The sequence below is a fragment of the Actinomadura harenae genome (assembly GCF_003696215.1).
In the GTDB taxonomy this organism is placed as follows: Bacteria; Actinomycetota; Actinomycetes; order Streptosporangiales; family Streptosporangiaceae; genus Spirillospora; species Spirillospora harenae.
The window spans coordinates 113913-127143 of record NZ_RFFG01000006.1; the positions used below are offsets into that span (position 1 = coordinate 113913).

General features: G+C 72.9%; 12 protein-coding genes. 4 read left to right on the forward strand and 8 right to left on the reverse strand.

From position 1 onward, the window contains the following. From EBO15_RS05100 to EBO15_RS05115, 4 genes are all read right to left on the reverse strand, one after another. Positions 1-1074 (reverse strand): iron-containing alcohol dehydrogenase family protein, encoded by a 1074-nt coding sequence (locus tag EBO15_RS05100; RefSeq protein WP_122193124.1) that lies wholly within the window; start codon positions 1072-1074, stop codon positions 1-3. A gap of 183 nt (positions 1075-1257) precedes the next feature. Continuing rightward, positions 1258-1989: a phosphocholine cytidylyltransferase family protein gene (locus EBO15_RS05105; protein WP_122193125.1), complete on the reverse strand. Its 732-nt coding sequence runs from the start codon at positions 1987-1989 to the stop codon at positions 1258-1260. Then, complete coding sequence (locus EBO15_RS05110; protein WP_233615964.1) at positions 1986-2801, reverse strand: DUF5941 domain-containing protein; 816 nt, start codon at positions 2799-2801, stop codon at positions 1986-1988. The genes EBO15_RS05105 and EBO15_RS05110 overlap by 4 nt, the downstream gene beginning before the upstream one ends. Next, a complete protein-coding gene (locus tag EBO15_RS05115) occupies positions 2798-4351 on the reverse strand; it encodes a CDP-alcohol phosphatidyltransferase family protein (RefSeq protein WP_122193126.1) in 1554 nt (517 codons plus the stop codon). Before EBO15_RS05115 ends, EBO15_RS05110 begins: the two co-directional genes overlap by 4 nt. A gap of 192 nt (positions 4352-4543) precedes the next feature. On the opposite strand from EBO15_RS05115, the gene ispD reads away from it, so the two are divergent. Further along, positions 4544-5236 (forward strand): 2-C-methyl-D-erythritol 4-phosphate cytidylyltransferase, encoded by a 693-nt coding sequence (gene ispD, locus EBO15_RS05120; RefSeq protein WP_122193127.1) that lies wholly within the window; start codon positions 4544-4546, stop codon positions 5234-5236. Continuing rightward, positions 5233-5982: a glycerophosphodiester phosphodiesterase gene (locus EBO15_RS05125; RefSeq protein WP_122193128.1), complete on the forward strand. Its 750-nt coding sequence runs from the start codon at positions 5233-5235 to the stop codon at positions 5980-5982. Before ispD ends, EBO15_RS05125 begins: the two co-directional genes overlap by 4 nt. Here the strand turns inward: EBO15_RS05125 and EBO15_RS05130 are convergent. The 3 genes from EBO15_RS05130 to EBO15_RS05140 all read right to left on the reverse strand — a co-directional run bounded on the left by EBO15_RS05130 (position 5979) and on the right by EBO15_RS05140 (position 8654). Beyond that, positions 5979-6713, reverse strand: coding sequence for a hypothetical protein (locus EBO15_RS05130; RefSeq protein ID WP_122193129.1), 735 nt, complete (start codon positions 6711-6713; stop codon positions 5979-5981). The genes EBO15_RS05125 and EBO15_RS05130 overlap by 4 nt on opposite strands. A gap of 135 nt (positions 6714-6848) precedes the next feature. After that, complete coding sequence (locus tag EBO15_RS05135; RefSeq protein WP_122193130.1) at positions 6849-7523, reverse strand: hypothetical protein; 675 nt, start codon at positions 7521-7523, stop codon at positions 6849-6851. A gap of 81 nt (positions 7524-7604) precedes the next feature. Further along, entirely contained in the window at positions 7605-8654 is a 1050-nt protein-coding gene (locus EBO15_RS05140) for a glycosyltransferase family 2 protein (RefSeq protein WP_122193131.1), read from the reverse strand. A 147-nt stretch (positions 8655-8801) separates the two neighbouring features. On the opposite strand from EBO15_RS05140, the gene EBO15_RS05145 reads away from it, so the two are divergent. Then, positions 8802-10538, forward strand: a complete 1737-nt coding sequence (locus EBO15_RS05145) for an LCP family protein (protein WP_122193132.1) — start codon at positions 8802-8804, stop codon at positions 10536-10538. 55 nt (positions 10539-10593) lie between these two features. Here the strand turns inward: EBO15_RS05145 and EBO15_RS05150 are convergent, their stop codons facing one another. Then, the gene (locus EBO15_RS05150) at positions 10594-11763 is read right to left on the reverse strand and encodes an acyl-CoA dehydrogenase (RefSeq protein ID WP_122193133.1); all 1170 of its coding nucleotides are present in this window, start codon (positions 11761-11763) and stop codon (positions 10594-10596) included. Positions 11764-11942: 179 nt separating this feature from the next. Here EBO15_RS05150 and EBO15_RS05155 point away from each other — a divergent pair, with 179 nt between their 5' ends. Then, a complete protein-coding gene (locus EBO15_RS05155) occupies positions 11943-13217 on the forward strand; it encodes a UDP-glucose dehydrogenase family protein (RefSeq protein ID WP_233615982.1) in 1275 nt (424 codons plus the stop codon). The last annotated feature ends 14 nt before the right edge of the window (positions 13218-13231 follow it).

Genomic DNA, 13231 nt, shown 5'->3' on the forward strand with positions numbered 1-13231 from the left:
TCAGCCTCCGTAGGCCCGGACATAGTCGTCGACCGCCGCGCGGGTCGCGGCGGCGTCGAGGTCGAGGTGTTCCAAGATCGTATAGCGGCCGGGGCGGGTCTCCGGCGCGAACTTCACGGCCGTGGCGAACTGCTCCGCCGACAGCCCGACGTCGCCCGGGACGCGCGGCAGTCCGTGCCGGTCCAGGCAGGTCAGGATCTCCGTGAGCCGCTCCGCGCCGACCCCGAGATGGGTCGCGCGCAGGTGGTAGCAGAACGCCGCGCCGAGGCCCGCGAGCTCCCCGTGGTTGGCGGTGCCGGGGTACAGCTGGTCGATCGCGTGCATGATCTCGTGGTCGCCGCCGGACGCGGGCCGCGAGTCGCCCGCGAACGCCATCGCCATCCCGGACAGCACCAGGCCCTCGGCGAGGACGGTCAGGAACTCGTCCGACTCGACCGACTTGGGCTGGTGCAGCAGCGCCTCGGCGGCGGTGCGGGCGACGGTGAGCGCCATCCGGTCGACGCGCTCGCCGACCGCCTCGGCGGCCAGCAGCCAGTCGTCCACGGCGGAGAAGTTCGACACCACGTCGCCGATCCCGGCCCGGACGAGCCGGTCCGGCGCGGACCGGACGTAGTCCAGGTCGACGATCATCGCGAGCGGCATGACGACGCCGAACGAGCCCTTGCCGTTGTCGTGCTCCAGGGACGCCACGGGCGAGCAGATCCCGTCGTGGGACAGGTTCGTCGCGACCGACACCATCGGGATGCCCGACAGCGTCGCGGCGTACTTGGTCGCGTCGATGGTCTTGCCGCCGCCGATCCCGACGACCGCCTCGTACTGCCCGGCGCGCAGCTTCCCGCCGAGGTCGACCGCCGCGTCGACCGTCCCGCCGTCCACCTGGAAGACCTCGCAGGCGTCCAGGGACGTGCGCACGTGGTCGGCGATCTTCTGCCCCTGGCCGGGGCCGACCGCGATCGCGACGCGCCCCGAGGTGACGATCCGGCCGTCGGCGAGCAGGTCGCCGAGGCTCGCGACCGCGCCGCGCCGGACGTCGATGGACAGCGGCGCGTTCAGCATCCGCGTCAGCAGTGGCATGAAGCCTTCTTCCTCGGGCGGGGGGACGAAGAGCCCGGGTCGGGGCGGGTGTCCGGGGGCGGGCCTCGGTGCGGGTGCGGTGCGGTCGCGGCCACCGCCGCCGGGCGCGAGGTGCGCGTCCGCCGCGCGATACGCCGTCGCCGCCGCACCCCGGACGCGGGTCGTGCGGCGGCGACGGGACGCCTAGTAGGTCTTCGCGATCTCGCGCGCCTTGGCCAGGTCGTCGTGGTTGTCGACCTCGACCCACGCGACCTCGCCGATCGGCGCGACGCCGATCTTCCCGCCGCGGTTCACGAGCTCCTGGTAGCCGTCCTCGTAGTAGAGGTCGGGGTCGCGCTCCCAGGTGGCCTGGAGCGAGTCGGCCAGCGCCTCGGCGGCGGCGGGCTCGATCAGGGTGGCCCCGATGTACTCGCCGTTCGCGGTCGCCGGGTCCATCAGCTTGGTGATGCGCTGCAGGTTCCCCTCGCCGTCGAGGATGACCTTCATCTCCTCGTCCGCGAGAGTTTTCACGTTGTCCACGGCGAGGAGGATCTGCGGGCCGCGGTTGGCCAGTAGCGTCTTCTCCACGCTCACCGGGTGGACGGTGTCGCCGTTGACGAGGAGGACGCCCTTGGCGAAGTGCTCACGGGCCAGCCACAGGGAGTAGGCGTTGTTCCACTCCTCGGCCTTGTCGTTGTGCACGAGGGTGATCGAGACGCCGTACTTCTTCTCGAGCTCGTCCTTGCGCTCCTCGACCGCGGTGGCCCGGTAGCCGACGACGATCACGACGTCGGTCAGGCCCACCTCGGCCAGGTTGGACAGGGCGATGTCCAGGATGGTGGTCTCGCCGTCCACGGGCACCAGGGCCTTCGGCAGCGTGTCGGTGTAGGGGCGCAGCCTTCGGCCCGCTCCCGCCGCCAGCACCATCCCGATCATGTTCCCTCTTCCTCCAGGTCGTCCATCACGCCGCCGCCGCGCACGAGCTGCGTCCAGCTGAGGACGCTCTCGCACACGAACAACACGCCAAGGTAGGCGGCGAGCGCGGCGTACGCGAACGGAAGAAACCCGGAGAGCCCGAAGAGGGCGACCACGAGCATCCGCCCCTCCCAGCCGAGCCCGGCCGGGAACAGCCAATCCGCCGGCCAGAATCCCTGGCGGGTGCGGTACACGGTGTCGTAGTGGTGGAACGCCAGAACGCCGAGCAGCAGGAAGACCAGCGGCGCGGGCACGCCCTGAGCGAACCCCAGTACGGCCAGGTAACCATACTCGATGGCGCGGATGATCGGCGGAACGAGCCAGTCGAGACGCCCGGTATGTCCGTGGCCGGCGGCGAGCCCGGTGAGCATCAGGACGGCCACCGGGGCGAACAGGGCGAGGTCGTGCCGCTCCCCCAGCCCCGTCCCGAGCAGCGCCGTCGCCACGACGAGCGCGACCAGCGCGCCCGGGAGCGGCGGCAGGTGCCCGCGCGGGAGCGCGCCGAGCGCCGCGCAGATCGGACCGTCGTCCCGGTAGGCGCGCAGCCGGTCCGTCCCGGTGGGCGGCGGGGCCGACGGCACGGACCGCTCGGACGGCCGGACGGCCTGGCCCGGCACCGCGGGCCGCGCCACCGCAGGTCGGGGCGCCGTCGGCTGGGGCGCGGTGGACCGCGTCGCGGTGGGCTGGGTCGTCGTGGGCTGGGTCGCGGGCTGGGTCGCGGGCTGGGTCGTCGTGGCCTTGGGCGCCTCGGCGGGCGGGTCGGTCGCGGTCATCCGTGCATCGCCCTCATCAGTCGTCCGGTCAGGGTGTAGCAGCCCGCGATCCAGCCCCAGACGAGCAGCACGGCGAAGGTGAGACGCGCGTTGCCGAACGCGGCGGTCAGCGAGATCACCGCAAACCGCTCCCCGATCGGCAGCACGATGATCTTCTTCGCCCAGCGCACTCCCGGGACGTCCGCGGTGGCGCGGGACAGGCGTTCGATCGTCCCGGCGGGCGCCGCTCCGGACGGCGCGCCGGGGCGGCGCGGGTCGTCCGCGACGGTGAGGGGCGTGGCGGGGGCGTCCGGGGCGGGCCGCCGGGACCGCTCGCGGAACGAGAAGTCGATCATGTGCCGGACGGTCTGGAGCGTGAGCGCGGCGACGGCGAGGATCCACACGTTCGCGACGTGCAGGCTGCCGCCCCACGCCGCGGCGGACGCCCCGGCCGCCAGGCCCGCGAACACCATGTACTCCTTGGCCCGGTCGAGCATCGCGTCGAGCCAGGCGCCGAGCTTGCTGTACCGGCGGGTGTAGCGGGCGAGTTGGCCGTCCACGCAGTCGAACACGAACGCCAGGTAGAACAGGACGGCCCCGATGACCATCCCGTCGCGGGTGCCGCCGCCGAACCAGAACGCGGCGAGCGCGGCGAGGCCCGCCGAGACGAGCGTCACCATGTTCGGCGTGAGCCCGAACCAGGCGGCCGTCCGCACCAGGAGCGGCGACCACGAGCTGACCGCGTAGGTCGCGAACCAGCCGTCGTTCTTCTTCACCGCGTCCCGGAGCCGGACCCGCCGCTCGTCGGCCCTCTCCGCCGTCTCCACGGCCGCCTGGGCCTCCTCGGGGGTGGCCACCCGGCGGCACACCAGTTCCGGGACGGTCTCCTGCGCCGTGACCGGCATCCCCGCGCGCACGAGGCCGACCAGCATCAGCTCAAGGGCGTCATAGTCGTCATCGCCCGCCGGGGACGGCGGAAGGGCGGTGGACGGCGGGAGGGCGCCGGGGTGTTCGAGCAGGTCGGCGAGGTTCTCGGCGACGCCGGCCGCCTGGACGGCGCGCTGCTCGCCGATGCCGATCGGGCCGGGGAAGTCGGCCGTCGGGGCGGACACCCGGTGGAACGCCGAGCCCGCCGAGACGACGCGTCCGGGGGCCTCCACGCGGACGGGACGGGCCCGTCCCCCGGCCCTGCGGACGGTCACGGCGGTGACGGGCTGGTCGGCGGCGTCCACGACGAGGCGGGTGAGCTGCTCGTCGCTGATCACCAGGTCGCCGGGCAGCAGCACCACCGAGGTGCGCGCGCCGTAGGCGATCCGGGAGATCTCCCGGAGGTCGGCGGCGGCGTCCTCGCACTCGACCGGATCGTGCCCCTCCTTGCGGAGCGACGGCGCGAGGTCGGGGCGGGTGATCAGGTGGAACCCGGTCACGCCGAGCCGGTCGAGCCGGCCGATCAGCCTGCCCAGGACGCTCGCGTCCCCGCCCCCGGGCCCGGACGGCGCGGGCAGCGCGGCCGCCGGGATCGGGTCCGGGCCGGGAACCCTCCCGGTCGCGATGATCACGGCGAGGGTCATGGCACCTCCGGCCGGTCGGAACCCTGTCGTGACCGAGCGTAGTGATTCCGCGACCGTACGCGTCGGAGCGGCGTGTCCGGTAGAAAAGATCCGGAACGGGTCGAGCCGCACGCCCGCCCGGCGGACCGTGAACGGGACGCGGCCGTGGCGAGCGGTCTGGTGCGGTGCGGTGCTTGTGACGAAGGGAAGTCGATGGCGACGGTCGCGGTGGTGCTGGCGGGCGGCATCGGGCAGCGGATGGGCGCGGGCCGCCCCAAGCAGCTCATCGAGGTCGGCGGGCGGCCGATCCTCGCCCTGTCGGTGGCCGCGTTCGACGGGCATCCCGGCGTGGACGAGGTCCTGGTCGTGATGGCCGCCGGGCACCTGCGCGACGCCGCCGCGATGGCCGCGCCGTTCCGCAAGGTCACCGGGGTGATCGAGGGCGGCGACTCGCGGACCACCTCGTCCGCGGCCGCGCTGCGCGCCCTGGCGGGCCGCCCGGACGACACCCGCGTGCTGATCCACGACGCGGCCCGCCCGTTCGTCGGGCGCGCCGTCATCGACCGCGTCCTCGCCGGGCTGGACGCCTACGACGCGGTCGCGGTCGGGGTCCCGTCGTCCGACACGATCGTCGAGGTCAGCGGCGGGATGGTCGCCGCGATGCCGCCGCGCGAGTCGCTGGTGCGGTTCCAGACGCCGCAGGGATTCCGGCTCGGCACCGTCCGCGCCGCCTACGAGCTGGCCCTCGCCGACCCGGCGCTGCGCGCCACCGACGACTGCGGGATCGTGCACCGGTACCTGCCGGACGTCCCGATCACCGTCGTCGCGGGCGACGAGCGCAATCTCAAGGTCACCCATCCCCTCGACATCGTCATCGCCGAGCACCTCGCCGCGGAGGATTCATGATCTTCGACAGTCCCCCCGCCGTCATCGGCCACCGCGGCCTCGGCGCGGGCACGCTCCCGGGCCCGGACGGCGTCCCCGTCGCGGAGAACACGCCGGCCTCGATGCTCGCGGCGGTCCGCGCGGGCGCGTCCTGGGTGGAGATCGACGTGACCCGGACCGCCGACGACGCGCTCGTCCTCCGGCACGACCCGACGACCCCGGACGGCGCGTTCATCATCGATCAGACCGCCGCGGAGACCGGTCTGCCGCGGCTTGAGGAGATCTTCGAGGCGCTCCCGCCCGAGGTCGCGGTGGACGTCGACGTCAAGACCATCCTCGAGGACGCCGTGGACGCCCCGTCCCGGCGCACCGGCGCCCTGCTCGCGCCGATCCTGCGCCGCGAGGCGGGGCGGCGGGAGCTGCTGGTGACCTCGTTCGACCCGTCCCTGCTGACGTCGCTGAAGGACGAGGTGCCGGACGTCCCGCTGGGCCTGCTGACCTGGCTGCGGTTCCCGCTGTGGCACGGCGTCCCGGCCGCCGCCGGGCTCGGGTTCCAGGCCGTCGCGGTGCACACGGCGTCCTGCGGCTTCGAGCACCCCGACAGCCGCCTGCGGCCGCTCGACCGGATCGTCGACACGGCGCACAAGGCGGGCCTGACGTTCATGGCGTGGTGCCCGTCCGCCGAGGCGGCGCCGTCCTACGCGGCGGCCGGGGTGGACGCCATGGTCGTCAACGACGTCCCCGGCGTCCTGGCGGCGGTCCGCTAAGCGGGCGGCGGCGCGGCGGGCGGGGTGCCTGGCGGCGTGCCTGGCGGGGTGCCCGGTGGGGTCCCTGGCGGAGTCTGGGGCGGCACCGGCGGGTACGCGGGCGGCTGCCCGAACGGCCCCGGCGAGGCCCCCGGCCCCGCGCCTCCGGGCCCGGCCATCCCCGGCCCGGCCATTCCAGGACCCGCCATTCCAGGACCCGCCAGGCCCGGCCCGGGGTGTCCGGGCATCATCGGGGCGGGAGCCCCCGGTCCGGCGACGCCCGGGAACGCGACGGCCCGGCCCGGCCCGCCCGCGACCGGGCCCCGCCACCGGGACGGCAGGACCGACATCGCGACCAGCACACCGCCCGCGAGCAGCACGATCCCGGTGGTGAGCAGGTCGACGAAGTCCATCAGCCAGCGGTCCCTGACGGGCCGCACCACGTGCTCCACGACGAACAGCGGCTGGAGGAACCAGACCGCGTTCACCACGACCAGCACGACACCGGGGATCAGCGAGGTCAGCGGCGACAGGCGCGGGGCGCACAGGACGGCGATCAGCGCCGCCGTCACGAGCAGCAGCAGGAGGAGGACGAACCCCTGCCCGCCGGTGCCGTCCATCACGTACCGGACCATGACCCTGCGCTGCCAGTCGATGTAGCGGTTCGCCACCAGGGCGAACCATCCGAGCAGCACCAAGGTCGCGACGAGCCCCACGAGCACGCCGATTCCGTGCCGGGCACCGCTGGTCATGAACCACCTCCGGAGGAACGGGCCCGTGCGGCGCGGGCCGACCGCGCCGGACTCGGCGCGCCGACGTCCACTTCCGCACCAAGGCCACAAGGGCAGATCAGGGGTCAGAGAGAGCGCGGGTCGGGCGGGAAGCGGTCAGTGCGTGCCGGGGCCGTAGGTCTGCGTCCACTCGCCGCCCTTGGCCTCCGGGCCACCGGCGGCGTGCCGTCCGCCACCGGACACCGGCGGGACGGCGGCGTCCGGGGCCGCCGGGCGCTCGAAGAGCGGCGGGGCCTCCTGGTGAGGCGCCATGGGGACGTCGCCGGGCGGGGTCCACGAGGCGGCGACCGGGCGCTCCCCGGCCGCGCCGGAGAACGGGAGCGAGGCGTCCGCCTTGCGGGAGCGCCAGCGCGAGGGCGGGAAGGAGGCGAGCACGAGCGCCGCGCCGATCACGGCCACGAGGCCGCTCTGCGAGACGAACACGAGCTCGGTGGCGTACTTGTGGCCCTTGGTCACGTCGCCCAGCTGCGTCATCGCGTGCATCGGGCGGACCGCCCAGAACGCGCCGTAGCCCAGCAGCGGCGCCCCCGCGATGAGCGAGGCGAGCGGCGACAGCCGGGAACCGCACAGCAGCGCGACCAGCAGACCGCACGCCGCCAGCACCCCGAGGAGGACCAGCCCGTCGACGACGGAGCCGTCCTTGTAGGTCTCGGCGAGATGGTTCCGCTGCCGGGTGATCCGGTCGGCACCGAAGATCAGGAGTGCGGTGAGCGCGGGAATCGCGACGATTCCCGCGAGCACTCCGAGACCGTGCCGGGCTCCGTTGGACATGGACACCTCCGAGGGGCCGAAGCTTGGTCGGTCAACCTAGCCCCCGGAGGCTCAAGATCACAGTCCGGATAGAGATAATTGTCAGGATTTGTTCGGTTTGGGCTGTCCCAGTCCGGGAGGGCTGGTGAGGAAGCCGACGCCCCACGACACGTGCATGGTGGCGAACACCAGCGGCAGCCGGAGCCAGGCGGAGAACGGCATCCCGCGGCCCTCCACGGCCGCCCCGGCGATCATCGCCAGCGCGTACCCGCCGGGCAGGATCCACCCCGGCCAGAACCCGAACGCCCCGGCCACGACGCCCACGACCATCGCCACGACCGCCAGCGGCGGCGCGAGGTAGCGCAGGTTCAGCGTGCCCTGGTGCTCCCGGCCGACCACCCGGCGCCAGCGGCCCGTGTGGTAGTACTGCTTGGCCAGCGCCCGCAGGTTCGGCCGCGGCCGGTAGGTCACCTTCATCCGCGGGGTGAAGAAGATCCGTCCCCCGGTCTGCCGGATCCGGTGGTTCATCTCCCAGTCCTGCGCCCGGACGAACGTCTCGTCGTAGAACCCGACCCGCTCCAGCGCGCTGCGCCGGAACGTCCCGAGGTACACGGTCTCGACCTCGCCCGGCTGGCCGCCGGTGTGGAACCGCGCGTTCCCGACCCCCAGCTTGGAGGTCATCGCCCGCGCCACGGCCTTCTCGAACGGCGTGACGCCCTCGGCGGCCATGATCCCGCCGACGTTGTCCGCCCCGGTCTGCTCCATCGTCTCGACGGCGGCCCGGACGTAGTCCGGCGGCAGCAGCGAGTGACCGTCCACCCGGACGATGATCGAGTACTGCGACGCGCGGATCGCGATGTTCAGGCCCTGCGGCGTCCGCCCGGTGGGGTTCGCCACGACCCGGATCCGCTGGTCGGAGGCCGCGAGCTCGCGCGCGATCTCCTCGGTCCGGTCGCGGGACGGCCCGATCGCGAGCACCAGCTCCAGCTCACCGGGGTAGTCCTGGGTCAGCGTGTGGCGGACGGCGTCGTCGAGGTGACGTTCCTCGTTCAGCACCGGCATGACCACCGACACCGCAGGCCAGGTGCGTTCGGTGTGCTGAGCGGAACGGACGTCCTGCAGGTCGCTCTGAGTGTGCGAAGACGGGTTCATCTGGTCCTGGGATCGGTCAAGGCGGGTCAAGTCGGCGCCACGTTACTGGAAGGACACGAGGGACAGGTAGCGAACGATTCGCTCCCGTCCACTTTAGAGTGGTGCGAACTCGCGTCGGCACGGGGTGTTCAGGAGGCGGCGGCCAGCATGACGGACGGGCACGACTCGAACCGCGGGGGCTCCCGCGGGGGTCCCCGGGGGGGCGACGACCCGCTGGAGCGGTACTTCCGGCCACGGCCGGGCGGGGTTCCCGGCGGGTCCCCGGCCGCCGAGGACGGGGAGATCGACGGGGTCACGGTGGACGGGGTGCCCGCGCCGCGGGTCACCGTGGACACGCCGCGCGGACCGCGCCATCCGGACCGGGGCGGCGACCCCGGGCTCGGACCGCGGGCGGTGATGAGCGCCCGGCGGCAGCGCCGGTTCCTGGCGATCACCGGGACGATGTCGGCGTTCGTGCTGCTCACGGCCGGTGGCGCATGGGCGTTCCAGAGCTATGTGACCGGGACGATCGACAAGGTCTCGGTCGGCGGGCTCGGCGGCGCCAAGGACGCGCCGAAGGGCGCGATGACCATCCTGGTCGCGGGCGTCGACCGCCGCGACGGCCTCACCCGGGAGCAGCAGCGCCGGGCCAAGCTGGGGCACGAGCCCGGCGAGCGGTCCGACACGATGATGCTCGTCCACGTGAACCGGGACCACGACAAGATCAGCGTGGTCAGCCTGCCGCGCGACTCCTACGTGCTCATCCCCTCCCACAAGTCGAACGGGTCGGAGGGCGCCAAGGGCGCCGAGGTCCCCGCCCGCTACGGCAAGCTGACCTGGGCGTACCAGTTCGGCGGCCCGGACCTGACGGTGGCGACGATCAAGGAGGCCACCAACGTCCCGATCGACCACTACGTCGAGGTCAACTTCTACGGCTTCGTGAACATGGTCGACTCGCTCGGCGGCGTGGACGTCTGCACCGAGCAGGCCGTCAACGACCCGAAGTCCGGGCTCCAGCTCCCCGCCGGGAAGTCCCACGTGGACGGCCTCCAGGCGCTGGCGTACTCGCGGGCCCGCTACACCCTCGGGGACGGCTCCGACATCGGCCGCATCGACCGGCAGCAGGCGTTCGTCTCGTCCCTGATGAAGCAGGCGCTCAGCAGCCGGACGCTGAGCGACCCGGTGAAGTCGGCGAAGTTCCTCGGCGCGGCGCTGCACTCGCTGCGCGTCGACAAGAAACTCGGCAAGGACCTGCCGAAACTCGCCGACCAGATGAAGGGCGTGTCCACCGACCACGTCACCTTCGCGAAGGTCCCGCTGTCCAACCAGGGGTTCAACACCGTCCTGTGGAACGCGGCGCAGCCGCAGTCGACCGTCCTGTGGGACAAGTCGGCCGCGGGCGACCTGTTCTCCCGGATCCGGCGCGACGAGGCGCTGAACGAGCCGGACCCGAAGCCGTCCGCGACCGGGCCGACCGGGCCGACCGCGACGCCGACGCCCGACCCGGACGCCCCGACCGTCGCGCCGAAGGACATCCAGGTCCGCGTCCTGAACGCGGTCGGCACCCCGCGCCTGGCGGCCCGCGCCGGCGGCGACCTGCGGGACGTCGGCTTCCAGGTCACGGTCGTCCCGGGCATCGCCGAGCGCGGCCGCACCACGACCCTGATCCAGTACGGCCCGGGACGCGCCGACTCCGCCAAGACCCTCGCCGCGTCCCTCCCGGGCGCGAAGCTCAAGCAGGTCGACGGCCTGGGCTCCCGGATCCAGGTCCTGGTGGGCGACGACTGGAGCGGGGCGAAGAAGGTCCACGTCACCCCGTCGTCCACCCCGTCCGCGACGGGCTCCCCGTCCGGCTCCGCCCCCCACGTCGAGGCGAAGACGGCCAGCGACAAGCTCTGCAGGTAGCGAAGGCGCCCCGCTCCGAACCATGGAGCGGGGCGCCTTCCTGCCTGACCGGGTCCTACTTGAGGAGCTGGCGGGCCATGACCATGCGCTGGATCTGGTTGGTGCCCTCGTAGATCTGGGTGATCTTCGCGTCGCGCATCATGCGCTCGACCGGGAACTCGCGGGTGTAGCCGTAGCCGCCGAGGAGCTGGACGGCGTCGACGGTGATGTCCATCGCGACGTCCGAGGCGAGGCACTTGCACGCGGACGAGACGAAGGTCAGGTCCGGGATCTTCTCGCCGTGCATGGCGCGCTCGGACTTGATCGCCGCGTGGTAGGTGAGCTGGCGGGCTCCCTCGAGGCGCATCGCCATGTCGGCCAGCATGAACTGGACGCCCTGGAAGTCGCCGATGGGCTTGCCGAACTGCTTGCGCTCCTTGACGTAGCCGACGGCGTAGTCGAGGGCGCCCTGGGCGATGCCGAGGGCCTGGGCCGCGATGGTGATGCGGGTGTGGTCCAGGGTGGCCAGGGCGGTCTTGAAGCCGGTGCCCTCGGCGCCGATCATGCGGTCCGCGGGGATCCGGACGTTCTCCAGGATGACCTGGCGGGTCGGGGAGCCCTTGATGCCGAGCTTCTTCTCCTTCGGCGCGAAGGAGACGCCCTCGTCGGACTTCTCCACGACGAACGCCGTGATGCCGCGGGCGCCCTTCTCCGGGTCGGTCACGGCCATGACCGTGTAGTACTCCGACACACCGGCGTTGGTGATCCACATCTTGGCGCCGTTGAGGACGTAGTGGTCGCCGTCCCGCACCGCGCGGGTCTTCATGCCCGCCGCGTCCGACCCCGCGTCGGCCTCCGACAGGGCGTAGGAGAACATGGCCTCGCCCTTGGCCACCGGAGTCAGATACTTTCTCTTCAGCTCTTCGGAGCCGGACAACAGGACCGGAACCGTGCCGAGCTTGTTCACCGCCGGGATCAGCGAGGAGGAGGCACACGCGCGTGCGACCTCCTCGATGACGATCACGGTGGCCAGGGCGTCGGCCCCGGCGCCCCCGTAGCTCTCCGGGACGTGCACCGCGTGCAGGTCGTTCTGCACCAGCGCGTCCAGGGCCTCCTGGGGGAAGCGGGACTCCTCGTCGACCGCCGCGGCGAACGGGGCGATCTTGGCATCGGCGAGTTCGCGGACCGTCTGCCGGAGCATGTCGTGCTCCTCCGACGGCGCGTACGCGGGAAAGTCGGCACTCATAGCGCGAATGCTACCCGCCGGTACACTTCCCGTCCGGTTCCGGGACCCCGCACGTGAGCGGGCAGGTCTCACAGGGAGGCGGCAACACCTCCGGGGACGGACAAGAAGGAGGAAGGGCTTTGACGCACCGCCTGACCGTGATCGGGACGGGCTACCTGGGCGCGACGCACGCGGCCTGTATGGCCGACCTCGGGTTCGAGGTCATCGGCCTGGACGTGGACCGGGAGAAGATCGCCCGGCTCGCCGCCGGGGATCTGCCCTTCTACGAACCGGGCCTCGAACCGGTCCTGCGCCGCAACCTCGAGTCCGGACGGCTGCGCTTCACGACCTCGTTCGAGGAGGCGGCCGAGTTCGGGGACGTCCACTTCGTCTGCGTCGGCACCCCGCAGAAACAAGGCGAGTACGCGGCCGACCTCGCCTACGTGGACGCCGCGATCGACGCGCTGGCGCCCCACCTCCACCGGCCCTGCCTCGTCGTGGGCAAGTCGACCGTCCCCGTGGGGACGGCCGCGCGGCTCGCCCGGCGCCTGGCCGCCGCCGCGCCCGTCGGGGCCGACGCCACGCTCGCCTGGAACCCCGAGTTCCTGCGCGAGGGCTTCGCCGTCCAGGACACCCTGCACCCGGACCGGATCGTGGTCGGGCTGCCGTCCGACGCCGAGGCCGCGACGCTGGCCGAGAAGACGCTGCGCGAGGTCTACGCCTCGATGATCGGCGAGGGGACCCCGTTCATCGTCGCCGACTACCCGACGTCCGAGCTGGTCAAGGTCGCCGCGAACGCGTTCCTCGCGACGAAGATCTCGTTCATCAACGCGATGGCCGAGGTCTGTGAGGCCGCGCACGCCGACGTGACCAAGCTCTCCGAGGCGCTGTCCCACGACGACCGCATCGGCGGCAAGTTCCTCGGCCCCGGCCTCGGCTTCGGCGGCGGCTGCCTGCCTAAGGACATCCGCGCCTTCATGGCCCGCGCGGGCGAGCTCGGCGCCGACCAGGCCCTCACCTTCCTGCGCGAGGTCGACGAGATCAACATCCGCCGCCGGATCCGCATGGTCGACCTGGCCCGCGAGCTGCTCGGCGGCTCCTTCATCGGCCGGACGGTCGGCGTCCTCGGCGCGGCCTTCAAGCCGAACTCCGACGACGTCCGCGACTCGCCCGCCCTGGACGTCGCCGCGTCCATCCGCGGCCAGGGCGCGCGCGTCACCGTCCACGACCCGCAGGCGATGGCGAACGCCCGCCGCGCCCAGCCGACGCTGGACTTCGGCTCGTCGGCCCTCGACGCCGCCCGCGGCGCCCACGTCGTCCTGCTGCTCACCGAGTGGGCGGAGTTCCGCGAGATGGACCCGCACGCCCTCGCCGAGGTCGTCGCCGAGAAGAACATCGTCGACGGCCGCAACGCCCTCGACCCCGACCACTGGCGCGCCGCCGGCTGGAACTACCGCGCCCTCGGCCGTCCCTGATCCCGGGGTTGACA

Excerpts from the sequence above, each read along its gene's own strand:
- EBO15_RS05100 (WP_122193124.1), bottom strand. The coding sequence starts at position 1,074 with ATGCCACTGCTGACGCGGATGCTGAACGCGCCGCTGTCCATCGACGTC.
- EBO15_RS05105 (WP_122193125.1), bottom strand. The coding sequence starts at position 1,989 with ATGATCGGGATGGTGCTGGCGGCGGGAGCGGGCCGAAGGCTGCGCCCC.
- EBO15_RS05110 (WP_233615964.1), bottom strand. The coding sequence starts at position 2,801 with ATGACCGCGACCGACCCGCCCGCCGAGGCGCCCAAGGCCACGACGACC.
- EBO15_RS05115 (WP_122193126.1), bottom strand. The coding sequence starts at position 4,351 with ATGACCCTCGCCGTGATCATCGCGACCGGGAGGGTTCCCGGCCCGGAC.
- ispD (WP_122193127.1), top strand. The coding sequence starts at position 4,544 with ATGGCGACGGTCGCGGTGGTGCTGGCGGGCGGCATCGGGCAGCGGATG.
- EBO15_RS05125 (WP_122193128.1), top strand. The coding sequence starts at position 5,233 with ATGATCTTCGACAGTCCCCCCGCCGTCATCGGCCACCGCGGCCTCGGC.
- EBO15_RS05130 (WP_122193129.1), bottom strand. The coding sequence starts at position 6,713 with ATGACCAGCGGTGCCCGGCACGGAATCGGCGTGCTCGTGGGGCTCGTC.
- EBO15_RS05135 (WP_122193130.1), bottom strand. The coding sequence starts at position 7,523 with ATGTCCAACGGAGCCCGGCACGGTCTCGGAGTGCTCGCGGGAATCGTC.
- EBO15_RS05140 (WP_122193131.1), bottom strand. The coding sequence starts at position 8,654 with ATGAACCCGTCTTCGCACACTCAGAGCGACCTGCAGGACGTCCGTTCC.
- EBO15_RS05145 (WP_122193132.1), top strand. The coding sequence starts at position 8,802 with ATGACGGACGGGCACGACTCGAACCGCGGGGGCTCCCGCGGGGGTCCC.
- EBO15_RS05150 (WP_122193133.1), bottom strand. The coding sequence starts at position 11,763 with ATGAGTGCCGACTTTCCCGCGTACGCGCCGTCGGAGGAGCACGACATG.
- EBO15_RS05155 (WP_233615982.1), top strand. The coding sequence starts at position 11,943 with ATGGCCGACCTCGGGTTCGAGGTCATCGGCCTGGACGTGGACCGGGAG.